Annotated in this window: 26 protein-coding genes; 14 read left to right on the top strand and 12 right to left on the bottom strand. The window is 63.6% G+C overall.

Features of this window, described 5'->3' with window-relative positions; translation table 11 throughout:
* Nucleotides 1-82 precede the first annotated feature (82 nt).
* The 9 genes from ACEN9G_RS15755 to ACEN9G_RS15715 form a co-directional block, all read right to left on the bottom strand.
* Nucleotides 83-1108, bottom strand: coding sequence for an L-threonylcarbamoyladenylate synthase (locus tag ACEN9G_RS15755; RefSeq protein ID WP_413337286.1), 1026 nt, complete (start codon nucleotides 1106-1108; stop codon nucleotides 83-85).
* Entirely contained in the window at nucleotides 1105-2295 is a 1191-nt protein-coding gene (locus tag ACEN9G_RS15750) for a 5-(carboxyamino)imidazole ribonucleotide synthase (RefSeq protein WP_413337287.1), read from the bottom strand. The genes ACEN9G_RS15755 and ACEN9G_RS15750 overlap by 4 nt, the downstream gene beginning before the upstream one ends.
* On the bottom strand, nucleotides 2295-2801 hold the full coding sequence (gene purE, locus ACEN9G_RS15745) for a 5-(carboxyamino)imidazole ribonucleotide mutase (protein WP_371767239.1): 507 nt from the start codon (nucleotides 2799-2801) through the stop codon (nucleotides 2295-2297). Before purE ends, ACEN9G_RS15750 begins: the two co-directional genes overlap by 1 nt.
* Nucleotides 2801-3697 carry a phosphoribosylaminoimidazolesuccinocarboxamide synthase gene (locus ACEN9G_RS15740; protein ID WP_413337288.1) on the bottom strand — a complete coding sequence of 299 codons (897 nt, stop codon included), beginning with the start codon at nucleotides 3695-3697 and terminating at the stop codon, nucleotides 2801-2803. Before ACEN9G_RS15740 ends, purE begins: the two co-directional genes overlap by 1 nt.
* A 241-nt stretch (nucleotides 3698-3938) precedes the next feature.
* Entirely contained in the window at nucleotides 3939-5003 is a 1065-nt protein-coding gene (fba, locus tag ACEN9G_RS15735) for a class II fructose-bisphosphate aldolase (RefSeq protein WP_413337289.1), read from the bottom strand.
* A gap of 160 nt (nucleotides 5004-5163) precedes the next feature.
* Complete coding sequence (gene pyk / locus ACEN9G_RS15730; RefSeq protein WP_413337291.1) at nucleotides 5164-6612, bottom strand: pyruvate kinase; 1449 nt, start codon at nucleotides 6610-6612, stop codon at nucleotides 5164-5166.
* Between the two features lie 58 nt (nucleotides 6613-6670).
* Nucleotides 6671-7876, bottom strand: coding sequence for a phosphoglycerate kinase (locus ACEN9G_RS15725; RefSeq protein ID WP_413337292.1), 1206 nt, complete (start codon nucleotides 7874-7876; stop codon nucleotides 6671-6673).
* A gap of 40 nt (nucleotides 7877-7916) precedes the next feature.
* Nucleotides 7917-8261: an AzlD domain-containing protein gene (locus tag ACEN9G_RS15720; protein WP_160409477.1), complete on the bottom strand. Its 345-nt coding sequence runs from the start codon at nucleotides 8259-8261 to the stop codon at nucleotides 7917-7919.
* Nucleotides 8254-8997: an AzlC family ABC transporter permease gene (locus ACEN9G_RS15715; RefSeq protein ID WP_413337293.1), complete on the bottom strand. Its 744-nt coding sequence runs from the start codon at nucleotides 8995-8997 to the stop codon at nucleotides 8254-8256. Before ACEN9G_RS15715 ends, ACEN9G_RS15720 begins: the two co-directional genes overlap by 8 nt.
* Nucleotides 8998-9220: 223 nt before the next feature.
* On the opposite strand from ACEN9G_RS15715, the gene ACEN9G_RS15710 reads away from it, so the two are divergent.
* From ACEN9G_RS15710 to ACEN9G_RS15700, 3 genes are read left to right on the top strand one after another with little or no spacing between them, the layout of a single operon-like run.
* The gene (locus ACEN9G_RS15710) at nucleotides 9221-9415 is read left to right on the top strand and encodes a zinc-finger domain-containing protein (protein ID WP_036236204.1); all 195 of its coding nucleotides are present in this window, start codon (nucleotides 9221-9223) and stop codon (nucleotides 9413-9415) included.
* 37 nt (nucleotides 9416-9452) lie between these two features.
* Nucleotides 9453-10454, top strand: a complete 1002-nt coding sequence (locus ACEN9G_RS15705; protein ID WP_413337294.1) for a YheT family hydrolase — start codon at nucleotides 9453-9455, stop codon at nucleotides 10452-10454.
* A 3-nt stretch (nucleotides 10455-10457) separates the two neighbouring features.
* Nucleotides 10458-11060, top strand: a complete 603-nt coding sequence (locus ACEN9G_RS15700; protein WP_413337295.1) for a DUF2946 family protein — start codon at nucleotides 10458-10460, stop codon at nucleotides 11058-11060.
* Nucleotides 11061-11164: 104 nt separating this feature from the next.
* Here the strand turns inward: ACEN9G_RS15700 and ACEN9G_RS15695 are convergent, their stop codons facing one another.
* Nucleotides 11165-12760 carry a M48 family metalloprotease gene (locus ACEN9G_RS15695; RefSeq protein WP_413337296.1) on the bottom strand — a complete coding sequence of 532 codons (1596 nt, stop codon included), beginning with the start codon at nucleotides 12758-12760 and terminating at the stop codon, nucleotides 11165-11167.
* 96 nt (nucleotides 12761-12856) lie between these two features.
* On the opposite strand from ACEN9G_RS15695, the gene moaC reads away from it, so the two are divergent.
* On the top strand, nucleotides 12857-13342 hold the full coding sequence (moaC, locus tag ACEN9G_RS15690) for a cyclic pyranopterin monophosphate synthase MoaC (protein WP_413337297.1): 486 nt from the start codon (nucleotides 12857-12859) through the stop codon (nucleotides 13340-13342).
* A 58-nt stretch (nucleotides 13343-13400) separates the two neighbouring features.
* Here the strand turns inward: moaC and ACEN9G_RS15685 are convergent, their stop codons facing one another.
* Complete coding sequence (locus ACEN9G_RS15685) at nucleotides 13401-14300, bottom strand: HNH endonuclease (protein ID WP_413337298.1); 900 nt, start codon at nucleotides 14298-14300, stop codon at nucleotides 13401-13403.
* A 400-nt stretch (nucleotides 14301-14700) separates the two neighbouring features.
* Between ACEN9G_RS15685 and ACEN9G_RS15680 the strand changes: the two genes are divergently transcribed.
* From ACEN9G_RS15680 to ACEN9G_RS15670, 3 genes are read left to right on the top strand one after another with little or no spacing between them, the layout of a single operon-like run.
* Nucleotides 14701-15192, top strand: a complete 492-nt coding sequence (locus tag ACEN9G_RS15680; RefSeq protein WP_413337299.1) for an Hcp family type VI secretion system effector — start codon at nucleotides 14701-14703, stop codon at nucleotides 15190-15192.
* 12 nt (nucleotides 15193-15204) lie between these two features.
* Nucleotides 15205-15729 (top strand): penicillin-insensitive murein endopeptidase, encoded by a 525-nt coding sequence (locus tag ACEN9G_RS15675; RefSeq protein WP_413337300.1) that lies wholly within the window; start codon nucleotides 15205-15207, stop codon nucleotides 15727-15729.
* Between the two features lies 1 nt (nucleotide 15730).
* Nucleotides 15731-16135, top strand: coding sequence for a hypothetical protein (locus tag ACEN9G_RS15670; protein WP_413337301.1), 405 nt, complete (start codon nucleotides 15731-15733; stop codon nucleotides 16133-16135).
* Here the strand turns inward: ACEN9G_RS15670 and ACEN9G_RS15665 are convergent.
* Entirely contained in the window at nucleotides 16132-16524 is a 393-nt protein-coding gene (locus ACEN9G_RS15665) for a VOC family protein (protein ID WP_413337302.1), read from the bottom strand. The genes ACEN9G_RS15670 and ACEN9G_RS15665 overlap by 4 nt on opposite strands.
* Nucleotides 16525-16715: 191 nt before the next feature.
* Between ACEN9G_RS15665 and pqqA the strand changes: the two genes are divergently transcribed.
* The 7 genes from pqqA to ACEN9G_RS15630 all read left to right on the top strand — a co-directional run bounded on the left by pqqA (nucleotide 16716) and on the right by ACEN9G_RS15630 (nucleotide 23877).
* Nucleotides 16716-16790 carry a pyrroloquinoline quinone precursor peptide PqqA gene (gene pqqA / locus ACEN9G_RS15660; RefSeq protein WP_081984033.1) on the top strand — a complete coding sequence of 25 codons (75 nt, stop codon included), beginning with the start codon at nucleotides 16716-16718 and terminating at the stop codon, nucleotides 16788-16790.
* A 47-nt stretch (nucleotides 16791-16837) separates the two neighbouring features.
* Nucleotides 16838-17746: a pyrroloquinoline quinone biosynthesis protein PqqB gene (gene pqqB, locus ACEN9G_RS15655; protein WP_413337303.1), complete on the top strand. Its 909-nt coding sequence runs from the start codon at nucleotides 16838-16840 to the stop codon at nucleotides 17744-17746.
* Complete coding sequence (gene pqqC, locus ACEN9G_RS15650; protein WP_413337304.1) at nucleotides 17743-18432, top strand: pyrroloquinoline-quinone synthase PqqC; 690 nt, start codon at nucleotides 17743-17745, stop codon at nucleotides 18430-18432. The genes pqqB and pqqC overlap by 4 nt, the downstream gene beginning before the upstream one ends.
* 11 nt (nucleotides 18433-18443) lie before the next feature.
* Nucleotides 18444-18707 (top strand): pyrroloquinoline quinone biosynthesis peptide chaperone PqqD, encoded by a 264-nt coding sequence (gene pqqD, locus ACEN9G_RS15645; RefSeq protein WP_413337305.1) that lies wholly within the window; start codon nucleotides 18444-18446, stop codon nucleotides 18705-18707.
* Between the two features lie 7 nt (nucleotides 18708-18714).
* Nucleotides 18715-19842 (top strand): pyrroloquinoline quinone biosynthesis protein PqqE, encoded by a 1128-nt coding sequence (pqqE, locus tag ACEN9G_RS15640; protein ID WP_413337306.1) that lies wholly within the window; start codon nucleotides 18715-18717, stop codon nucleotides 19840-19842.
* 162 nt (nucleotides 19843-20004) lie between these two features.
* Complete coding sequence (locus ACEN9G_RS15635) at nucleotides 20005-21717, top strand: methyl-accepting chemotaxis protein (RefSeq protein ID WP_483126749.1); 1713 nt, start codon at nucleotides 20005-20007, stop codon at nucleotides 21715-21717.
* A gap of 114 nt (nucleotides 21718-21831) precedes the next feature.
* A complete protein-coding gene (locus tag ACEN9G_RS15630; protein ID WP_413344425.1) occupies nucleotides 21832-23877 on the top strand; it encodes a S9 family peptidase in 2046 nt (681 codons plus the stop codon).
* The last annotated feature ends 31 nt before the right edge of the window (nucleotides 23878-23908 follow it).

Genomic DNA, 23908 nt, shown 5'->3' with positions numbered 1-23908 from the left:
CAAAAGGCCCGCGCAGAAAGGCGGGCCGGGATTGCCGAGTAGCATGCACCGGACAGGCGTTTTTGGGAAGATTCCCGACTGATTACAGCGCGGTAGTGTTGTTTATCAACCCGTGCACGATGCCGGTCGAACCATGCGCGGCGCGGCGCAGGCGGTCGTTGACACCCAGCCATGGCCCATCCTGCGGCGGCGCCTCGACGAGGATGACGTCGGCACCCGTGCCATCCATCGCGCGCAGCGCCGCATACAACGCATGCGCAAAGCCTTCCGGAGAATTCGGCAGGCGGACGGCCGCGTGCGTGGCCGGCAAGTCGGCGTAATGGATCAGGGCGACCTTGCGTCCCGCCCCTTGCAACCTGGACAAGGTCTCGGCCAGGGTCGCCGTGTCCTGCATCGCGACCGGCGTGTGCGGCGCGTAATGCGATTCCAGCGTGCCCGAGGCGCGGGGTGCCGCGGCATCCGGACGGGCCGGCACCTGGTCGATCACGGCCGCGATGGCATCCGCCGAGATATGGCCCGGACGCAGCAGCACGGGGCCGTGCGTGGCGAGACGCGACAGATCCACGATCGTCGATTCGATGCCGACCTCGCTCTGGCCGCCATCCAGCACGAACGCGATGCGGCCGTGTTCTCCGATGTCGTCGCCGAATTCGTCGCGCACGTGCTGCGCGGTCGTCGGGCTGACGGCACCGAATTTGTTCGCGGACGGCGCCGCGATGCCGCCCTTCCCGCCTTTGAACGCCTGCAGCAGTTCGATGGCAACCGGGTGCGACGGGCAGCGGATGCCGACCGTGTCCTGGCCGCCCGAGACGGCGTCCGGAATGTGCGGCGCGCGTTTTAAAATCATCGTCAGCGGACCGGGCCAGAAGGCGTCGGCCAGCTGGCGCGCTTCCGACGGGATGTCGGTGGCCCAGTAGTCGAGATCGGCGCCAGGCGCCACGTGCACGATCACGGGGTGATCCTGCGGGCGGCCCTTGGCGGCATAGATCGCGGCGACGGCAGCCGGATTCTCCGCATCGGCGCCGAGGCCGTACACGGTCTCGGTCGGCAGCGCGACGAGGCGGCCGGCCTCGAGCGCGCGCGCGGCGGCCTTGATCACATCGGTCACGGCGCGATCCCGAGGATGGTGCAGGCCTGCGCAAAGTTTGCTTGCGCCTCTTGCAGCGTCGGCGCGACGAACGTCACGTGGCCCATCTTGCGGCCGCGGCGCGGGTCCGTCTTGCCGTACAGGTGCAGGTTGGCGCCGGGCAGCGCGAGCACCTGGTCCCACGCCGGTTCACGGACGGCCTCGCCCTCGAACCACACGTCGCCGAGGATGTTCAGCATGACGGCCGGCGAATGCTGGCGCACATCGCCCAGCGGCAGTTTCGCCATCGCACGGACCTGCTGCGCGAACTGGCTCGTGATGCACGCATCGATCGTGTAGTGGCCGCTGTTGTGCGGCCGCGGCGCCATCTCGTTGACGACGAGCGAACCGTCCGCCAGCACGAAGAATTCGATGCACAGCACGCCGACGTAACCGAGCTCGGCCACGATGGCACGCGCCGCATCCTGCGCCTTGCGCGCGCATTCGTCGGACACGTTCGGGCCCGGCACGGTCGTCGTGAACAGGATGCCGTCGCGGTGCACGTTTTCCGCGATCGGGTAGACGACCGACTGACCATCCGCCCCGCGCGCCGTCAGCACGGACACCTCGTACGCGAGCGGCAGCATCTTTTCCAGCAGACAGGTCACGCGGCCCATTGCCTCGAATGCGGCGCGGACGTCCTCGCGCGTGCGCACGCGCACCTGGCCCTTGCCGTCGTAGCCCATGCGCACCGTTTTCAGGATGCCGGGCAGCAGGTCCTCGGCGATCGCGTCGATGTCGGCATCGCTCGCGATCACCTTGTGCGGCGCCGGCATCACGCCGGATTTGCCCGCGCAGGCGACGAAGAAGGATTTTTCCGCGATGCGGTCCTGGGCGACGGACACGCCGTGCGCGTTCGGCGCCACGAACACCCGCTGCGCGAGGCGCGACAGGCTGGCGGCCGGGACGTTTTCGAATTCCGTCGTGACGGCCACGCATTGCGCGGCCAGCGCATCCAGGCCGGCCGCATCTTCATAGCCGGCCTCGACGAGGCGTTCGGCCACCTGGCCGGCCGGGCAATCGGCCGACGGCTCCAGCACGGCCACGCGGTAGCCCATCGCCTGCGCGGCGTGGGCGAACATGCGGCCCAACTGGCCGCCGCCCATCACGCCGAGCCACGCGGGTTCCGCGGCTTCCGGCAAATAGGCTAGTGACTTCGTAGTACTCATCAGTCGTTCACAGGCAGGGTCATGGCCTTGGCGGCGGCGGTCTGTTGCTGGCGGAATTGTTCAAGCTGGCCCGCCAGGGCGTCGTCGGTGGTGGCGATGATGGCGATCGCGGTCAGCGCGGCATTCGCGGCGCCGGCTTCGCCGATGGCGAACGTCGACACGGGAACGCCCTTCGGCATCTGCACGATCGACAGCAGCGAGTCTTCGCCGCGCAGGTATTTCGACGGCACGGGCACGCCCAGCACCGGCACGACCGTTTTCGCGGCGACCATGCCCGGCAGGTGCGCGGCACCGCCGGCACCGGCGATGATGGCGCGCAGGCCGCGGCGACGGGCGGATTCCGCGTACGCGAACATCTCGTCCGGCATGCGGTGCGCCGAGATCACTTGCGCTTCGAACGGCACGCCGAACTGCTTCAGCATGGCGCAGGCGTGCTGCATCACGTCCCAGTCGGAGCTGGAACCCATGATTACCCCGACCAGCGGCTTGTTCTGATCCGCCATCATTAAACCTTCAGCTTCTCGCCGGTCAGGCGTTCGATGGCTTCGAAGTACTTGGCCTGGGTTTTTTCGATGACGTCCTGCGGCAGCGCCGGCGCCGGCGGGGCCTTGTTCCAGTCCTTCAGCGTTTCCAGGTAGTCGCGCACGAACTGCTTGTCGAACGACGGCGGCGACATGTCCGGCGCGTACGAATCCGCAGGCCAGAAACGCGAGGAATCGGCGGTCAGGACTTCGTCCATCAGGTGCAGCACGCCGTTCTCGTCCAGGCCGAATTCGAACTTGGTGTCGGCGATGATGATGCCGCGCGTGGCCGCGTAGTCGGCGGCGGTCTTGTACAGCTGGATGCTGATGTCGCGGATTTTATTCGCCAGTTCGGAACCGATGCGCTGTTCCATGTCGGCGAAGCTGATGTTCTCGTCGTGCTCGCCCAGGTCGGCTTTCGCGGCCGGGGTGAACAGCGGCTCGGGCAGCTTGTCGGCCTGGCGCAGGCCAGCCGGCAGCTGGATGCCGCAGACGGAGCCGGTCGCCTGGTAATCCTTCCAGCCCGAACCGATGATGTAGCCGCGCACGACGGCTTCCACGAGGATCGGCTTCAGGCGCTTGGCGACGACGGCGCGGCCTTTGACCTGCTCCACTTCCTCCGGTGCGACCACGGATTCCGGCGCCACGCCGGTCAGGTGGTTCGGCACGATGTGGCCGAGTTTTTCGAACCAGAAATCGCTCATCTGGTTCAGCACCATGCCCTTGCCGGGGATCGGTTCGTTCATGACGACGTCGAAGGCCGACAGGCGGTCGGTCGTGACGATCAGGATCTTGTCGTCGCCGACGGCGTAGTTGTCACGGACCTTGCCATGGCCCAGCAATGGCAGGGAGGAAATAGTGGATTGGTAGAGGCTTTTCATAGAGGGGATATCTTGATAAAGCGAAACCGGCGAAGGTGCCGGTCGGATGGGCGGCGGCCAGTGAGAGCCGGTGCCAAAGCGATATTTTACGTGATTCTTACGTCATCGTCGTCAAAAGCGGCAATGGATGACTGCAAGAACCGTCGCCCCTGCGAAGGCAGGGGCCCAATTTCGTGGCTGAGTCGAGAAAATTGGGTCCCCGCCTCCGCGGGGACGACGTGCTAACGGTGCGGGACAGCTATTACTGAACGATCTGCGCCAGCTCACCAGCCTTATAGCGCTCCGCCATTTTCTCCAGCGGAATCGGCTTGATCTTGGCCGCCATGCCTTCGCAGCCGAAGGAGATATAGCGTGCCTTGCAGATCTGCGTCGCGGCTTCGCGGGCCGGCTTCAGGTAGTCGCGCGGGTCGAATTTCGCCGGATTCTCGAACAGGTATTTGCGGATCGCGGCCGTCATCGCCAGGCGGATGTCGGTGTCGATGTTGATCTTGCGAACGCCGTGCTTGATGCCTTCCTGGATTTCCTCGACCGGCACGCCATACGTTTCCTTCATGTCGCCGCCGAATTCGCGGATGATCGCCAGCAGTTCCTGCGGGACCGACGACGAACCGTGCATCACGAGGTGCGTGTTCGGGATGCGCGCGTGGATTTCCTTGATGCGGTCGATGGCGAGGATGTCGCCCGTCGGCTTGCGCGTGAATTTATAGGCGCCGTGCGAGGTGCCGATGGCGATGGCCAGCGCGTCGCACTGGGTGCGCGCGACGAAGTCGGCGGCCTGTGCCACGTCGGTCAGCAGCTCTTCGCGGGTCATGGTGCGGTCGGCGCCGTGGCCGTCTTCCTTGTCGCCCTTCATCGTTTCCAGCGAACCGAGCACGCCCAGTTCCGCTTCGACGGTCACGCCGATCGAGTGCGCGAATTTCACCACTTCCTTCGACACTTCGACGTTGTAGTCGTAGGACGCGACGGACTTGCCGTCCGCTTCCAGCGAGCCGTCCATCATGACGGACGTGAAGCCCGAACGGATCGCGGCCATGCAGACGGCCGGCGACTGGCCGTGGTCCTGGTGCATGACGACGGGAATGTGCGGGTAGGCTTCGACGGCGGCGTCGATCAGGTGGCGCAGGAAGGCTTCGCCGGCATATTTGCGGGCGCCGGCCGAAGCCTGCATGATCACCGGACTGCCGGTCTGGTCGGCCGCGGCCATGATGGCCTGGACCTGCTCCAGGTTGTTGACGTTAAACGCCGGGAGGCCGTAGCCGTGTTCGGCGGCGTGGTCCAGCAGTTGACGCATTGATACGAGTGCCATGGTTTAGCTCCATAGGAATAAAGAAACCTTTCCGGTCTCACACCTTCTGCGCGTGCGTGCGTCTGGCCTCGCGCGAAGGCGCGTCAGCCATGCACATCATCCGTTCGACAGTCTGGCGCGGCCGCGGTTGCGGCCGCGCGCTCAGGTGTTGAGCTCCCTCTTAATTGAATTCACCGACGCGAACGATCTTGAGCGCGTTCGTACCGCCGACCTGGCCCATCGGCTCGCCCCACGTGACGACGATCGTGTCGCCCTTCTTGACGATACCGTTGGCCACCAGCAAATCTTCCGCCTGTTTCAGGACGGCACTGCTGTCGCCGCGCTGCGTCAGGTGGTACGCATGCACGTTACGATACAACGCAACCTTGCGTTGGGTGGTGACGCTTGGCGTCAGGGCGAAGATCGGGGTGTCGACGCGGTGGCGGCTCATCCACAGCGCGGTCGAACCGGACTCGGTCAGCGCCACGATCGCCTTCACGCGCAGGTGGTGCGCGGTGAACAGGGCACCGTACGCGATCGACTGGTCGATGCGGGTGAACTGCACGTTCAGGAAGTCGGCTTCCAGCTTGTTGTATTCGGAGCGTTCCGCTTCGACGCAGATCGCGGACATCATCTCGACCGTCTCGACCGGCCACTTGCCGGCGGCGGTCTCGGCCGACGTCATCACGGCGTCGGTGCCGTCCAGCACGGCGTTGGCCACGTCCGACACTTCGGCGCGGGTCGGCACGGCGTTGACGATCATCGATTCCATCATCTGCGTGGCGGTGATCGCCAGCTTGTTGCAATCGCGCGCCATGCGGATCATGCGCTTCTGCAGCGCCGGCACGGCCGCGTTGCCCACTTCCACGGCGAGGTCGCCGCGGGCGACCATGATGCCGTCGGAGGCGTCCAGGATCTCTTGCAGCACGGGAATTGCTTCCGCGCGCTCGATCTTCGCGATCATCATCGGCTTGTGGCCGAACGGCTCGCCGGCGATGTTCGCCAGCTGGCGCGCCATTTCCATGTCGGTCGCCGTTTTCGGGAACGAGATCGCCAGATAGTCGGCCTGGAAGGTCATCGCGGTCTTGATGTCTTCCATGTCCTTCGCGGTCAGCGCCGGCGCCGTCAGGCCGCCGCCCATGCGGTTGATGCCCTTGTTGTTGGACAGGTCGCCGCCGACCTTGACGATGGTGTGGATCTCGCTGCCGGCCACGCGCTCGACGATCAGCACGATCAGGCCGTCATTCAGCAGCAGCGTGTCGCCCGGACGGACGTCGTTCGGCAGTGCCTTGTAGTCGAGGCCGACGCGTTCCTGGTTGCCCAGCTCGCCGTTCTCGCCCCAGCGGGCGTCCAGGATGAAGCGGTCACCGTTGTTCAGCAGGATCTTGCCTTCTTCGAACTTGCCGACGCGGATCTTAGGGCCCTGCATGTCGGCCATGATCGCCACTTCGCGGCCGCACTCGGCTGCGGCGCGACGCACCAGGTTGGCACGGTCGATATGGTCCTGGGCGCGGCCGTGCGAGAAATTCAGGCGCACGATGTCCACGCCCGCGCGGATCATGCGGACGAGCGTATCGAAGTCGGAGGAAGCGGGGCCGATGGTTGCGACGATCTTGGTACCACGAGACATTGATCTATCCTTGAAGTGAAAAGCGCAGCCCGTGGGCTGCGCCGGTGACCGTGAGGTGTTATTTCGCAGCGCTACGCTGCAGCAGGATCTCCACCGCCGGAAGCGTCTTACCTTCGAGGAACTCGAGGAAGGCGCCGCCGCCGGTCGAGATATAGCCGACTTGGTCGGCAATATTGTATTTTGCGATGGCAGCCAGGGTGTCGCCGCCGCCCGCGATCGAGAAGGCTTTCGATGCGGCGATGGCCTGGGCCAGGGTCTTGGTGCCTTCGGCGAACTGGTCGAACTCGAACACGCCGACCGGGCCGTTCCAGACGATGGTGCCGGCCTTGGCGATCTGTTCGGCGAGCTGGGCCGCGGTCTTCGGGCCGATGTCCAGGATCATGTCGTCATCAAGCACGTCCTTCACATCCTTGACGGTTGCGGCGGCGGTCGGCGAAAACTCTTTCGCGCACACGACGTCCACCGGGATCGGCACGGTCGCGCCACGGGCGGCCATCTTGTCGATGATGGTTTTCGCCTCGCCGACGAGGTCCGCTTCCGCCAGCGATTTGCCGATGTTCAGGCCCACGGCCTTCATGAACGTGTTGGCGATGCCGCCGCCGACGATCAGGTTGTCGACCTTGTCGGCCAGGCTCTGCAGGATCGACAGCTTGGTCGACACCTTGGAGCCGGCGACGATCGCCAGCAGCGGACGCTGCGGCGCGCCCAGGGCCTTGCCCAGCGCATCCAGCTCGGCCGCCAGCAGCGGACCGGCGGCGACCACGGGCGCGAACTTCGCGATGCCGTGCGTGGTCGCTTCGGCGCGGTGCGCGGTGCCGAAGGCGTCATTCACATAGATGTCGCACAGCTTGGCCATCTTCTGGGCCAGCTCGTCCGAGTTTTTCTTCTCACCCTTGTTGACGCGGCAGTTTTCCAGCAGCACGACCTGGCCCGGCGCGACGTCGACGCCATCGACCCAGTTCTGTTTCAGTTCGACCGGCAAGCCCAGCAGCTCGGACAGGCGCTTGGCGACCGGCGCCAGGCTGTCTTCCGGCTTGAACTCGCCCTCGGTCGGACGGCCCAGGTGCGACGTGACCATCACGGCCGCACCCGCATCAAGCGCAGCGCGGATCGCGGGAACCGAAGCACGCACGCGCGTGTCTTCCGTAATGTTGCCGGCGTCGTCCTGCGGGACATTCAGGTCGGCGCGGATGAAGACGCGCTTGCCTTTCAGCGCGTCTTGGTCGATCAGGTCTTGCAAGCGGGTGAAATTGAGAACGGCCATTGTCAACAATCTTGGAATGTTTAAAAAACGCTATTTTACCTTAGCCGACCCCATGGAAAACACCAGAAACGCGCAGCACAGTAAATACCACCATGCCAATAACGATGGTCTGCAACATGTTCCGCCGCCACAGGTAGTAGGCAAGCGAGATGATACCGGCCAGGAGTTTCGGGTTCGTGACGGCCAGCTCGACCTCCCCCTGCGGCCCCAGCATGAAATCGGGCGCGACGATCGCGGCCAGCGCGCAGGCGGGCGCATAGCGCAGCATTTCCTGCACCCGCCGGGGAATCGTTACGCGGTGGCCCACCATCCACAAGGCGCTGCGGCAGCACGCGGTGGCGACACTCAGCACCACGATGACGGTCCAGATTTCCCAGTCAGCCATGGCGGACCTTGCGGCGTTCCTGCGTTTCCTCGATGGCGATGGCGGTGACCATGCCGACGAGAACCGCAAGCAGCAGCCCCAGCTTGTACGGCAGGCCATGCGCCAGCACGGACACGATGCCCGCCACCAGCACGCCGCACAGGGCCGCGCTGTTCATGACCAGGGGGACGAGGATGCACAGGATGGCGAGCGTGCCGGCAAAGCCCAGCTGCCATTCCGTCGGCACGGCACTACCCAGGAAGATGCCGATGAACGTGCCGACCTGCCACGCGACCCAACTTGGATACAGCAAGCCCTTCAGGAATGACAGCTTGCCCCGTTCGGGCGTCGTGCGGGGGTAGCGCTGCAGGAAGAGCGCGGTGGTCAGGTCGCCGGAGATATGGCCAAGATAAAAACGCTGCACCACCGGCAGGTGCGAGAAATGGGGGGCGAGCAGTGCGGAAAAGATGACGAACCGCAGGTTGACGACGAAGGCGGTGGCGAAGATGACGCCGATGGGTGCGCCGGTGGCGATCAGCGGCAGCGATGCGAGCTGGGCCGAGCCGGAATACACGATCAGCGTCATGGCGCTGGCTTGCAGCACCGTGAGGCCGCTCTTGACCATCGCGACCCCGACCACGATGCCCCATGCGCCGAGGCCGAACAGCGTGGGCAGGCCGACGTGGAAACCCTCGCGCCAGGCGACCGGGTCGTGACCGTCGACATCGTCGCCGCTCTCCATGCGCACTCCGCTCATGTCGCGTTCCTGCAACAAAAGCGGTCGACAAGCATGGCGGACAGGCTGCGTTCGGACATGAAACGAGGGCGTGAAAATGCGCGTAGATTTCCCTGTCGGAAATTCTACTCGACAGTATTAAGATCGCTATTCTACCGGACCATTCCGGCAATCAGGTCGAATCCGTTAGAATCGTGGTTTTGGGAATGTTGTACTTCCTGCCTATTTGCTGACGGAGAAATGAATGAACGACAAGACCATCCCGGTCGTGGAACTGGAAGCCAAGGACCTGCCGGCCTATTGCCCGAACCCTGCCATGCCGCTGTGGTCGTCCCACCCGCGCGTCTTTCTGGACTTCGATCATGACGGCAACGCGAAGTGCCCGTACTGCGGCACCCAGTACCGCCTGAAGCCGGGCACCGTGCTGGCGCATCACTGATTTCGCATCACTGATTCCCTTCTGTCCGGGAGCTGCCGTGAACCAACTGGGCGCAGCAGGCTACCAGGCGCCGTGGTGGCTGCCGGGCGGTGATCTGCAGACGATTTATCCCGCCGTCTGCATCCGCAAGCCGGCCGTCGCCTACCGGCGCGAACGCTGGAACACCCCCTGCGGCCAGGATTTCATCGACGTCGACCTCGTCGACGGCGCTTCCCCTGCTTCTCCCTGCGTACTGCTGTTCCATGGCCTGGAAGGGTCGTCGGACAGCCATTACGCGCGGTCGCTGATGGCGGCCGCCAAAGCGCGCGGCTGGCATGGCGCGATCCCGCATTTCCGCGGCTGCTCGGGCGAGCCGAACCTCGCGCCCCGCTTCTACCACTCCGGCGACGCCGAAGAACTCGACTGGATCATCCGCCGCCTGCGCTCCCGCCATCCCGGGCCGTTCTACGTGGCCGGCGTCTCGCTGGGCGGCAACGCGCTGCTGCGCTGGCTCGGCGAACAGGGCCATGGCGCGGGCATCGTCGATGCCGCCGTGGCCATCTCCGCCCCGCTCGACCTGGCGGCCGGCGGCGCCGCGCTGTCGGCCGGCTTCAACCGCCTGTACACGCGCATGTTCCTGCAGACCCTGAAGCCAAAGGCACTGGCCAAGCTGGAACGCTTTCCCGGCCTGTTCGACCGCGACCGCCTGCTCGCCGCGAACGATTTATATAGTTTCGACAACGTCGTCACCGCCCCGCTGCACGGTTACCGCGACACGGACGATTACTGGCACCGCGCCAGCGCCCGCCACGTCCTGCACGACATCGTCGTGCCGACGCTCGTGCTGAATGCGCAGAACGACCCGTTCCTGCCCGGCCGGCACCTGCCGCGCACAGCTGCACACGCGGTGACCCTGGAGTATCCCGCGACGGGCGGTCACGTCGGCTTTTCCGTCGGTCCCTTCCCTGGGCGGCTCGACTGGCTGCCGCAACGCATCCTGACATTTTTCGACGACACGGCCATGCGCGCGCCCGCGCCCGCGCGGCTGTGCGAAGCTTGAACCATGGACGACATCGTAAAACAGGCAATGGCCAAGTGGCCGAACGTGCCGTACTGCTACGGCTGGCTCGCACTGGATGCGCGCGGCGCGTGGCGCATGCGCGACGAGGCCGCTCAGCGCGCGGGCGCCCCCGGCGACAAGCTGACGAACGCCGCGCTGGTCGGCTTCATCGCCCGCAATTATTTATCGGATGAGCGCGGCTGCTGGTATTTCCAGAACGGTCCGCAGCGCGTGTACATCAACCTCGAGACGACGCCCTTCATCGCGCGCACGGATCCGGCGCAGGGCCTCGTGCTGCACACCGGACAACCGCTGGGCGCGCCGGAGGAAGCGTTCATGACGGAGGCCGGCGGCATCGTGCTGCGTGCGGGCCGGACGGTGGCCCAGGTGGACGACCGCGACGTGGCGCAATTGCTGCAGGCGCTCGAGCTGGATGGCCGTCCTGCGTCGGACGACGACGTGATGGCGTGGCTGGAAGGCGGCGCCGGAGAGCTGGCGCTGCGCTGGCAGGACAGGCGCATCGCCGTTGGACGGTTGATGGCGGACGAGGTGCCGGCACGCTTCGGGTTCGTGCGGCGGCCGGACTTGCTGCAAGGGCAAAAATAGATAACATTTGAACGTCGTTCCCGCGAAGGCGGGAACCGAATTTTTGCGCAGGTCGCTCACGCAAAATTAGGCCCCTGCCTTCGCAGGGGCGACGTGGTTTTGGGTTACCGATCCTTGTCCTTCTTCTCTTTCTTCTCGTCCTTCTGCCGCTCGTTCAGCTCGCGCTCGCGCGCATCGATCACGGCCTGGTCGTAGAACGACACATCCTTCGCCTTGCGCGCGAGATTGAGCTGGTCGACGGCCGCCGGCAACGCGCCCGACAACACATACGATTCGGCCAGCGCCATGTGCTGCAGCGCGATCTTGCCCTGGGCCGCATAGGTCTTGGCGAGCTGGTCGTACAGCTTGGGCTCTTCGCGGTATTGCTGCACCTGGTCGCGCAGGAACTGGGCCGCCTTGTCCAGCTGGCCGTCCGCGATCAGCGCGTCGGCATACTGGCGTGCCAGCATGCGCGACAGCGGGAATTTCTGGTACGCGGCTTCCGCATCCTGCACGGCCTGGTGGACGACGGCGGGCGGCTGCCCCGGCGCCAGCTTGATCTCGGTGCCGAGGGCGGCGAACATGGCGCTGCCGTCCGTGCCGCTGCGCTCGCTCGAAAACACGCCGGGGCGGGGCTTGGTCGATGCCTTCGCCTTGTCGAGCCAGCTCTGCGCCCCTTTCAGGTCGCCCTGCTTCAGCGCGAGGAACGACAGGCCGTACATCGCGGCCGTCTGCTGCTGCGTGTTCGGCTGGGCCAGCTGGCTGTCGAACGTGGACTTCGCTTCGTCGCGCCCCTTCTGGCTTTCGTCCTGCAGCACGCGCGCGCGGGCGCGGACGAGGTGGAATTCGATGCTGTCCGGACGGATGTGGATCGGCTTCGGATTGTCGCGGATGCGCGCCTGGATGTCGGCGATGCGCTCGCCCGTCAGCGGGTGGCTGCTGAGCCAGGCCGGCGCCTCGCCATAGACGCGTGTCGTGCTCTGCAGGCGCTTGAAGAACGCCACCATGCCCGACGTGTCGTAGCCGGCCGCGCGCATCGTCTGGAAACCGACGCGGTCCGCCTCGCGTTCGGCGTCGCGGCTGAAATTCAGCTGGCGCTGGATGGCGAGACCTTGCCCGCCCAGCATGACGCCCATCGCCGCATCGGCCCCGCCGCCGGCCTTGCCGACGAGCGCCGCCAGCAGCAGCGCGGCCAGGGGCAACAGCGCATCCTGCTTCTGCTGGCCGATCATGCGCGCGATGTGGCGCTGCTGCACGTGTCCGATCTCGTGCGACAGCACGGACGCCAGTTCCGACTCGCTCTGCGCCGAGATGATCAACTGCGAGTGCACGCCGATGAAGCCGCCGGGCAGCGCGAATGCGTTGATCATCGGATCGCGCACGGCAAAGAAGAAGAAATCGGCATTCGTCTCGCCGCGCGCGCCGGGCGCGAACGACACGAGGTTTTCGCCGAAATTGTTCAGGAACTCGATGATCGCGTCGTCGTCCAGGTAATCGGGATCGCGCCGGATATCGTTCATGATCTCCTCGCCCAGCTTGCGCTCGAGGAAGGGCGACAAGTCGGCACGCGCGGTATCGCCGAGCGTCGGCAATCCGGTCGTATCGGCGCCGCCGTGGAGGACGGGAACGGTAGGGGCGGCAAGTGCGCCGGCGGTGGCCACGACCAGGCCGACAGACGCCGCGACACGGCGCCACGGCCACCTTGGTGAAAGCTGCAACATCGCTGAAATCGGGTTAGGTTTCACGATGCTATGATAACCGCTTCCTGGCGGTTGCTACTGCTGGGCCATATTTTGTTACTTCGTTCCCTCGACAACATGACAACCTCCCCCCTGACCCACTTCGACGCCACCGGACAAGCCCACATGGTCGACGTCGGCGCCAAGGACGCGACCCACCGCATCGCCGTCGCCGCCGGCACCATCCGCATGCTTCCGGCCACCCTGGCACTGGTGACGTCGGGCTCGGCCAAGAAGGGCGATGTACTGGGCGTGGCGCGCATCGCGGCCATCATGGCGGCCAAGCGGACGAGCGACCTCATCCCCCTGTGCCATCCGCTGGCCATCACGCGGGTCGCCGTCGATTTCGAGATCGATGCGGCGAACAACAGCGTGCATTGCCGGGCGCAGGTCGAGACCTATGGAAAAACCGGGGTCGAGATGGAAGCGCTCACTTCCGTGCAGGTCGGCTTGCTGACCATTTATGACATGTGCAAGGCGGCGGATCGGGGGATGGTCATGACCAATGTGCGGGTGCTGGAAAAGCATGGCGGCAAGTCGGGCGACTGGACGGCGGCGGTGTGATTAATTTGCCATGATTTGGAAACACGAGCGCCACTGGGCAGAACTCTGCCTGGCGGCATTAAGAGCCTGTATCAGGTTTATCTATTGGAAGGGGATACCAATCCTCGTAAACACTAGTTGTGAAAATACTTCCATCACCCTTCTTGAGGTTGCAGGACGCGCACAAAAGTTGAATATTTGTAACGTCATTTAGGCCGCCAGATGCCAGCGGCACAATGTGATCAAAATGACTCTCGCCCCAAATGTTCAGTATTCCTGAAAGATCAACCTTACACGAAACACACATGCCGCGGTCTCTATAGAAGACTGCTCGCCTGACCCATTCAGGCATATAAGCGCGCTTTAGGACACCCGACTGTGCAAAGTATTCAGCATGCTCATCTGTCAACTCGTCCATTTGAGCATTGCACATCTGGCGCGCGATCATCTCGTTGAAGAGTAGAAGGACGTCACGGTTTCCAAATAGAAGAAAAAACGCTTCTTTGACCGATTGATATAACAGTTCCTCGTACGGGCCACAGAGCCTTAGTTCATTAAGATAATCGTAGATGTGATCCTCGTCAGCGTCTGCAACCGTTACCTCTTGTGATTGCAACCAATCGACGAAACTCTCAAACTCGAATCCATGATATCGAAGCGCATCTTCAATCGGCAAAGTCGGCACCTTAAATTCGTCACCCAATGAAGGTATATCCTTAAACCTTTCCGCTAAATTCCTCCACCTCTTCAAATCGAATTTTTCGGTGTCGTCGACGAGAAGCTCCTCAAGTATAAATTCCAAGAATTGATGAAATGCCGAATAAGGCTGATACGGCTCAGAAAAGCGCAAGTAGGAATCATCACCATAAAAATCATTAAGCGAACGAATGTACTCAAATTGATCTTGAAGAATATTTTTTATGGCGAACGCAAAATGATATGTTTCGTAGAAGCGAACGTTAATTATTGGCCGTTTCATCACACTCCTCTGGATGGGCGCGCATTTGTACCCCGTCATTGCTTTAGGTAGCAACTAATGTAACACGCTCTCGCAAGCCAAGGGTTTAGCAGAAGGGCGCACCATGAAAAATTACTCTGTTGTCGGCTTGGGCATATTTTCAATCAGGCCTTTCGTCATTCTGGAGGCTATGTATAGACTCGTTGGGTCATATGCCCATCCGTAGCTGGCCACTCTTCAAGGGTCGGTCAACGAAAGAAGATTTGTCCGCACGGGCGCCCGTTTAATGATCAATGAGAATTCCAGAAGCCCCATTCTTGGGACTTGATTTTCCGCTTCACTTCACTTGACAGTTACCAACGACGGCGCCAGCGGCCCGGTCGAAAATATTCGCTTCACTCAACTTGTACTGGAGAGAAGCATGGCTACTGACGTTTATCTGAGTATCGATGGAATCAAGGGCGAGTCAGCAGACTCTGCTCACCAAGGATGGATCGAGCTGACATCGGCACAATGGGGCGTCACACAGCCCCGTAGCGCAACCGCATCCACAGGAGGCGGCCATACTGCGGAACGCTGCGAGCACCGCACCCTCGCAATCAGTAAGCTTGCGGACCTCGCCTCACCCGTTTTGATGCAGACTTGTTCGATGGGAAAAACGATCCCGAAGGCCAAGCTGGAGTTCATGCGCGCTGATGGCGATGGCGCCCGCGTCAAGTATTACCAAGTCGAGTTAGAAAACGTCATGATCGCCAACATGGAGCAAATGGTGCATGGGGGCGGCATCCTGCATGACGAAATCGGACTGCGCTTCTCCAAGATCAAATGGTCGTACACCCAGCAGAAAATCGGCGGGGGCGCCGGTGGATCGACAACGGGCGGCTGGGATTTGGCTTGTAACAAATGCGCCTGACGGAGGCTTCCCATGCCTACCGAATGGACGACCGAAGACGACGACAGGTGCCCCGACCCGATCCGTCCTCGCCCGACGCAGGATTCGCGCGGCTTCTTCATGCTTCCACAAGCGCCGATGGACTCGGGCTACTATGCGTATGGTGATCTCTACAAGAAGCCGGCCAAAGGCGCCTATCAGTACGCTCACCCGATCATGATGACGGCCGTGCTTCGTGTGGCGCTGGAGTGGCAGGCCATCGATAAGCGACGTATCGGTATCGGAGACATCAGCCTCCCGGACGGCACGAGAACCCCGGATCACAACTCACATATGAGCGGGCTGGAGGTTGATGTGCGGCCGCTACGCAAGGACGGTCTCGAACTTCCGGTGTTCTGGTGGGATGCGGAGTATGACAAACAAGGCACCGCAAAGCTGATCGAGATGTTCAGAACATTTGCTCCAGTCGCTTTTGTATTGTTTAACGGCCCTGATATCCCGTTCGTCAGAAAGGCCACGAATCACGACCATCATTTTCATGTGAAGCTACGGGGCTGACATGCGCAAAACGATAACCTTACTGACCTTGGGCGCGACGGCGATCGCGCTGTCGCTCGCCCATGCTGCCGCCCCGTCTTCCGATCCGTACCGTCTCTGGAAACCACTGCAAGGGGCAATCTACAAGGTCCATTCCGGCATCGTTTCAGATCGCACGCCGGCAACGGCGAGCGATCGCAAGCTGACAGTTCTCGTCGATGGCAAGTCTGCGAAAGACATTTTCGATTCCATTGGTCCGGACCTGCCCGAAACATGTACCGGAGAACCGGGCGACCGGATGCGGGAAAAAAAAGGCCTTCATTGCAGCTACACCGCGCAGGACAAGGGAACGAAAGATGGCCCCTATCGATGCTGGATCGGTCTCGACCTTCGAACTGGGGACAGCGTCGGAACCGTGAGTTGCTAGCTACCGCTCCCACGCAACCGCGTCCCGATCCACCAGTAATTCCCCTGCGCATCCTGCACCCCCGCCGTCCGGTCCCCATACGGCTGGTCGCGCGGCTCGGACAAGCTGGTTGCGCCATGGTCCAGCGCCCGCGCATAGACCCGGTCGACATCCTCGACATAGACGTGCACCGAGGCGATCAGCTCCGCCCCCGGCCGGCATCCCATCATCACCACGGAATCCCCGATCCTGACCTCCGCGTGCCGGATCCCGCCGTCGGCGTCCGGTTGGCGCCGCAGCTCGGTCGCCCCGAACGCGTGGGCGAGGAAATCGAGCATGGCGCGCACATCCTTCACGAGCAAATACGGCGATACCGCGTTATAGCCGTCCGGTTTGTATCGTTCGTCCATCTGCGTCTCCCAGTGTTCACACGAAACTGAACAATTCTGTCACAGATGTATCGTCGTGCAATACAACTGTTCATCTTTGACACAGGCCTGCCCCGGCGAGACAGCGCCGGCCATGTGGCATGGATATTGCGAATTCCTCCTTGACTGCGCGCCGCGCATTCATAACCCATCCAACGATCAAGGAGACAACCATGGCCTGGACCAAACCCGAATTCATCGACTGGCGTTTCGGCTTCGAAATCACGATGTACATCGCGAATCGCTGATGCAGCCCACGCCCGCGGCAGCGCCGCGGGCTTACCGGATCCCCGTCATGAACATCGTCGTATTAGGCTCCGCAGCCGGAGGCGGTTTCCCGCAGTGGAACTGCAATTGCCGCAATTGCGCTGGCCTGCGTAACGGCACCCTCCGCGCGACGGCGCGCACGCAATCGTCGATCGCCGTGTCGGCCAACGGGACCGACTGGGTGCTGATCAACGCGTCGCCGGATATCCTCGCGCAGATCCGCGCCACACCGGCCCTGCAGCCGGCACGCGGCCAGCGCGATACGGGCATCGCCGCCGTCATGCTGATGGATGCGCAGATCGACCATGTCACCGGCCTCCTGATGCTGCGCGAAGGGAAAGAACTACCGCTCTATTGCACCGCACCGGTCTGGCGCGAACTCAACCAGGGTCTGCCGCTCGTGCCCGTGCTGTCGCACTATTGCGGCGTGCGCTGGCATGAGCTGCCGATCGAAGACGGCCTTCACGTGCCCGGCATCGACGGCATCCGTTTCACGCCCCTCGCACTGAACAGCAAGGCACCGCCGTATTCCGACCACCGCAACGATCCGCACCCGGGCGACAACATCGGCCTGCTGATCGAAGACACGCAAACAGGCAAATCCGTGTTCTACGCACCTGGCCTTGGCGCAATCGATCCGCAAGTGGACGCCGCGCTGCAGACAGCGGATTGCGTGCTCGTCGACGGCACGTTCTGGCACGCGGACGAGATGATCGCGCTGGGGTTTTCCCAAAAAACGGCGGCCGACATGGGCCACCTGCCGCAATCGGGCGACGGGGGCATGATCGCCGCCCTCGACGGGATTGGAGCGCGGCGCAAGGTGCTCATCCACATCAACAACACGAATCCGATCCTGGACGAAGACTCCGACGAACGCGCCCTGCTCGCGCGCCACGGCATCGAGGTCGCGTTCGACGGCATGGAGATCACGATATGAGTACCGAAGCATGGAGCCGCGACGAGTTCGAGGCGCAATTGCGCGCACGGGGTGCCGGCTACCACATCCACCATCCGTTCAACGTCAACATGAACGAGGGCCTGCTGGGCCCGGACCAGATCCGCGGCTGGGTCGCCAACCGGTTTTATTACCAGGTCAATATCCCGCAAAAGGATGGCGCCATCATCGCCAATTGCCCGGACCGCGCCACGCGGCGCCGGTGGGTGCGCCGCATCCTCGACCATGACGGTTGGGGAGATAACGACGGCGGTATCGAGGCGTGGGTGCGGCTCGGCGAAGCCGTCGGGCTCACGCGCGACGCGCTGTGGTCGCACAAGCACGTCGTGCCCGGCGTGCGCTTCGCGGTCGATGCGTACGTCAATTTTGCGCGCCAGGCGCCGTGGCAGGAAGCCGTGTGCTCGTCGCTGACGGAGATGTTCGCGCCGAAGATCCACAAGGACCGGCTGGCCAACTGGCCGACGCATTACGCGTGGATCGATCCCGATGGCTTGCAGTATTTCCGCAGCCGCATCTCGCTCGCCGAGCGCGACGTCGAGCACGGTCTGGAAGTGACGCTCGGCCATTTCACCACCCGCGCCCAGCAGGAGCGCGCGCTCGAGATCCTGCAATTCAAGCTCGACATCCTGTGGTCCATGCTCGACGCCATCGAGAAGGCCTATCCCTGAGGAGGCAAGCCATGCACACCGTTCCCGATCAACCCGCCCTGTCGCGCCTCTTCCGCATGCAGTGGGAAGAGGCCCAAGGCAACTACGTGCTCCTGTATCCGGAAGGGATGGTCAAGCTGAGCCAGAGCGCCGCCGAGATCCTGAAACGCTGCGATGGCGCCCGTACCGTGCCGGCCATCGTCGGCGAGCTCGAACAGGCGTTCAACTGCGGCGGCCTGCGCGAGGACGTCGACGATTTCCTGCGCGTCGCCAGCGAGCGCGGCTGGATCGTGTGAGCCCATCATGAACGCCCCGACCTTCCGCCCCGCCATCGCGCCGCCGCTGTGGCTGCTGGCCGAGCTGACCTATCGCTGCCCGCTGCACTGCCCGTTCTGCTACAACCCGGTCGATTCCGCCAATGACCGCACCGAACTGACGACCGAGCAATGGTTCGACGTAATGCGCCAGGCACGCCAGCTCGGCGCCGCGCAACTCGGCTTCTCGGGCGGCGAGCCGCTGCTGCGGGACGATCTCGAAGAACTGGTCGGCGAAGGCCGCCGGCTGGGGTTTTATACGAATTTGATCACGTCCGGCATCGGCCTCACCGAATCGCGCCTCGCGCGCATGAAGGAACTGGGGCTGGACCACATCCAGCTGTCGTTCCAGGATTCGACGCGCGAACTGAACGATTTCCTGTCGAGCACGAAAACGTTCGACCTGAAGGCGCGCGTCGCCCGGCTCATCAAGCAGTACGACTATCCGATGGTGCTGAACGTCGTGCTGCACCGCTTCAATCTCGACCACGTGGAGCGGATCATAGCCATGGCGCTCGAGATGGGCGTCGAGTACCTGGAACTGGCCAACACGCAGTATTACGGCTGGGCGCTCGTCAACCGCGACCAGCTGATGCCGACGCGGGAGCAGGTCGCGCGTGCGGAAAGCGTCGTGAATGCATGCCGCGCGAGGATCGGCAACAAGATGCGCATCCTGTTCGTCGTGCCCGACTATTTCGAGGCGCGGCCCAAGGCGTGCATGAACGGCTGGGGTGGCGTATTCCTCGGCATTGCACCGGACGGTACCGCCCTGCCCTGCCACGCGGCCCGCACATTGCCGGGCATCGATTTTCCGAATGTGCGCGACACGCGCGTGAAGGACATCTGGTACCACAGCGACGCATTCAACCGCTACCGCGGCGATGCCTGGATGAAGGATCCGTGCCGCACGTGCGACGACAAGGCGAAGGACTTCGGCGGCTGCCGCTGCCAGGCGCATGCGCTGACGGGCGACGCCGCAAACGCGGACCCGGTGTGCGCGAAGTCGGCGCGGCATGACGACGTGCAGGCGATCGTCATGCATGCGCAGCGAACACAGCAAGACGCCGTGTGGCAGCCGGCGCAACCGATCGTGTTCCGGAAAAATCCCAAGAAATAGGTCTCTACTCAACGATCTTTTATTGAACAGATATCGAACTAAGCAGGCATTTAAGTAAGTGTTGGAAAAACGCGCCAGATCGTACATACGGACCCGAATTCTCACGAATTATTTCCGCACATCAATTAACATTTACCTGAACTCATCATCAGGAGATGTGCCATGTTCAAGCAGATGAAGGTCGCGACCCGGCTGACCCTTGGTTTTCTTGCCGTCGTCGTGCTCGGCGCCATCGTCGCCGGCATTGCGATCTATAACATGACCCAGATGAACGAGCGCGCCAAGCGCATGTACCAGAAGGAATTGCTGGGCATTTCCTACGTCAAGGAAGCCGATCTGAACCAGGTCTCCCTCGGCCGTTCGCTGCGCAGCGCCATGCTGGCGTCGACCGACGACCAGCGCACCAGGATGCTGGCCAACGCCGACAAGTACAGGCAGCAGCTGCAGGAAAACCTCGACAAGGCGCGTCCGCTGTTCCACTCGGACGAAGGCAAGCGCATCTTTGCCGAAGCCGACGCCCAGCTGCGCGACTTCGACGGCATGATCGCGGACCTGGTCAAGCGCGTGAAAGCGGAGCCGCTCGAGACGAAGCGCGATTCCGTCGACTACCTGTTCGGCACGATGCTGCCGAAGTCGCAAGACCTGGACGCCAAATTGGCGGATCTGGCCCATAACAAGGAAGCGATGGCCCAGGAAACCAATCTGAGCAACAAGAACGCATATGAAAACAGCCGCGCCACGCTGCTCGTGCTGGTCGCGCTCAGCGCCCTGCTCGGCACCGGCTTCGGTATCCTGATCACCCGGAGCTTCACGCGCCAGCTGGGCGGCGAGCCCGCCTATGCAGCCGAAGTCGCAGGCCGCATCGCCGCCGGCGACCTGGGCACCGACGTGCAACTGCGCGCCGGCGACGAGACGAGCCTGCTGTTCGCGATGAAATCCATGCGCGACCGCCTGGCCCGCATCGTCAGCGAGGTGCGCCAGGGCACGGACGCCATCGCTTCCTCCTCCGCCGAAATCGCGAGCGGTAACCTGGACCTGTCGTCGCGCACGGAAGAGCAGGCCAGCTCGCTCGAGGAAACGGCGTCGTCGATGGAAGAGCTGACGTCGACCGTGAAGCAGAACGCCGACAACGCGCGCCAGGCCAACGTGCTCGCGCAGACGGCGTCGACCGTGGCCGGCCAGGGCGGCGACGTCGTGGCGCAGGTCGTGCAGACGATGGGCTCGATCAACGATTCGTCGAAGAAGATCGTGGACATCATCACCGTCATCGACGGCATCGCGTTCCAGACGAACATCCTGGCGCTGAACGCGGCAGTCGAGGCCGCGCGCGCCGGCGAACAGGGCCGCGGCTTCGCGGTCGTCGCGGGCGAAGTGCGCACGCTGGCCCAGCGCTCGGCCGCCGCGGCCAAGGAAATCAAGGGCTTGATCGGCGACTCCGTTGACAAGGTCGAGATCGGCACCAGGCTCGTCGACCAGGCCGGCAGCACGATGCACGAGGTCGTCTCAAGCATCCAGCGCGTGACGGACATCATGGCCGAGATCAGCGCCGCCAGCCAGGAGCAGACCAGCGGCATCGAGCAGATCAACCAGGCGATCTGCCAGATGGACAACGTGACCCAGCAGAACGCGGGCCTCGTCGAGGAAGCCGCGGCCGCGTCGGAAGCCCTGCAGAACCAGGCGGGCAAGCTGGCGGAGCTGGTCAGCGTGTTCCGCCTCGACGACCGTGTAAAGGCGGCTGCACCGGCGGCGCCGGTCCGTGCCGCGAAACGTGCCGCGACGCTGGCGGCACCGAAGCCGGCACCTGTCGTCAAGCCGGCGCCGGCACGCGCGCCCGCGAAGGCGTCGGCCGCTGCGGACGAGTGGGAAGAGTTCTGAGGCCGTTCCCTGCTCCATCTTTCGCGTGGTAAATTGCTGCCTTTCACCGGCTGAGCCAACAGGCGCAGCCGTGTATTCACAAGCCACAAGCGAGAGGACAGGATGAAATTACGTATGCTGGCGCTGGCCGCCGCCCTGACGGGCACGGCGCTCGGCGCGACGGCCGCACCGCGCGGATTCACGGTCGAAGACCTGGTGACGATGGAACGCGTCGGCAGCCCGGCGGTGTCGCCGGACGGCGGCCGCGTCGTCTACACGGTGCGCACGACCGACATGGGCAAGAACCGCGGCCATACCGACCTCTACCTGGTCGACCTGCGCGCCGCCAATCCGGCGCCGCAACGCCTGACGTCGGATGCCGCCAGCAGCACGGATCCGGAATGGTCGCCGAACGGCGACGCGATTTACTTCCTGTCGGCGCGATCGGGGTCGGGCCAGGTGTGGCGCGTGCCGGCGGCCGGCGGCGACGCGGTCCGCGTGACCGATCTGCCGCTCGACGTGGACGCCTTCCGCGTCGCGCCGACGGGCGACCGCATGCTGCTCAGCATGGCCGTATTCCGCGACTGCGCCGACCTCGCCTGCACGAAGGCGCGCGTGGATGCGAAAGAGAAGGACAAGGCCAGCGGCAAGGTCTACGACCGCCTGTTCGTGCGCCACTGGGACACGTGGTCGGACGGCCGCAACAACGTGCTGTACGCGGCGCCGCTGGATGCGGCCGGCCGCGTGAACGGCACGCCCGTCAGCCTGTCGGGCGCGCTCGACGGCGACGTGCCGTCGAAACCGTTCGGCGACCGCGAGGAATTCCGCTTCAGCCCGGACGGCAAGACCGTCGTGTTCTCGGTCCGCATCGCGGGCAAGACCGAGGCGTGGTCGACGAACTTCGACGTGTACACCGTCGCCGCCACGGGCGGCACGCCGCGCAACCTGACTGCCGACAATAACGCCTGGGATACGAAAGCGGTGTTTTCGCCGGACGGCCGCACCCTCGCCTACCTGGCCATGACCCGTCCCGGCTTCGAGGCGGACCGCTACCACATCGTGCTGCTCGATCTCGCCACCGGCAAGAAGCGCAACGTGGCCGACAGCTGGGACCGCTCGCCGGGCAGTATCCAGTGGACGGCCGACGGCAAGACGCTCATCGCGGACGCCGAGGACATCGGCCAGCATCGCCTGTTTGCGATCGACGTGGCCAGCGGCAAAGTGTCGCCGCTGACTGACAAGGGTTCCATCGGCGGCTTCGACGTGCGCGGCAATACCATCGCTTTCACGCAAACGAACCTCGCATCGGGCGCGCAACTGTTCGGCATGCAGTTGGGCACGACGCAATCCAAGCAATTGACCCATGTGAACGAGGAGAAGCTGGCCGACGTACGCTGGGGCGACTATGAACAGTTTTCGTTCAAGGGCGCGAACGGCGATACCGTCCATGGTTACGTGATGAAGCCGTGGAATTACGAGCCGGGCAAGAAATATCCGATCGCCTTCCTCGTGCACGGCGGCCCCCAGGGCAGCTTCGGCAACGGCTGGAGCTACCGCTGGAACCCGCAGGTGTACGCGGGCGCGGGCTACGCGACCGTGTTCATCGATTTCCACGGCTCGACCGGCTACGGCCAGAAGTTCACGGACGCGATCAGCGGCGACTGGGGCGGCAAGCCGCTCGAGGACCTCAAGAAAGGCCTGGCCGCGGCGACGGCGAAGTACGCCTGGCTGGACCGTTCGCACGCGTGCGCGCTGGGCGCGTCGTATGGCGGCTACATGATGAACTGGATCGAGGGTAACTGGTCCGATGGTTTCAAATGCATCGTCAACCACGACGGCGTGTTCGACACCCGCGGCATGGCGTATTCCACTGAAGAACAATGGTTCACCGATTGGGAAAACGGCGGTCCGTACTTCGCCGTACCGGACAAGCACGAGCGCTTCAACCCGGTGCTGCACGTGAACAAGTGGAAGACGCCGATGCTCGTCGTGCAGGGCGACCTCGACTTCCGCATCCCGACGACCCAGGGCCTGTCCACGTTCACGGCGCTGCAGCGCCGCGGCATCGACAGCAAGCTGCTCGTGTTCCCGGACGAGAATCACTGGGTACTGAAGCCGGCCAACTCCGTGCTGTGGCATCACACCGTGATCGGCTGGCTGGACCAGCACCTGAAGCAGTAAATCCGCGCAGTATTCTTGCCTGGATGACGAA

The sequence above is a fragment of the Massilia sp. Masssp94 genome (genome assembly GCF_059491305.1).
The sequence above is the reverse complement of the archived record's forward strand: the minus strand, read 5'-3'. Positions and strand labels throughout refer to the sequence as shown.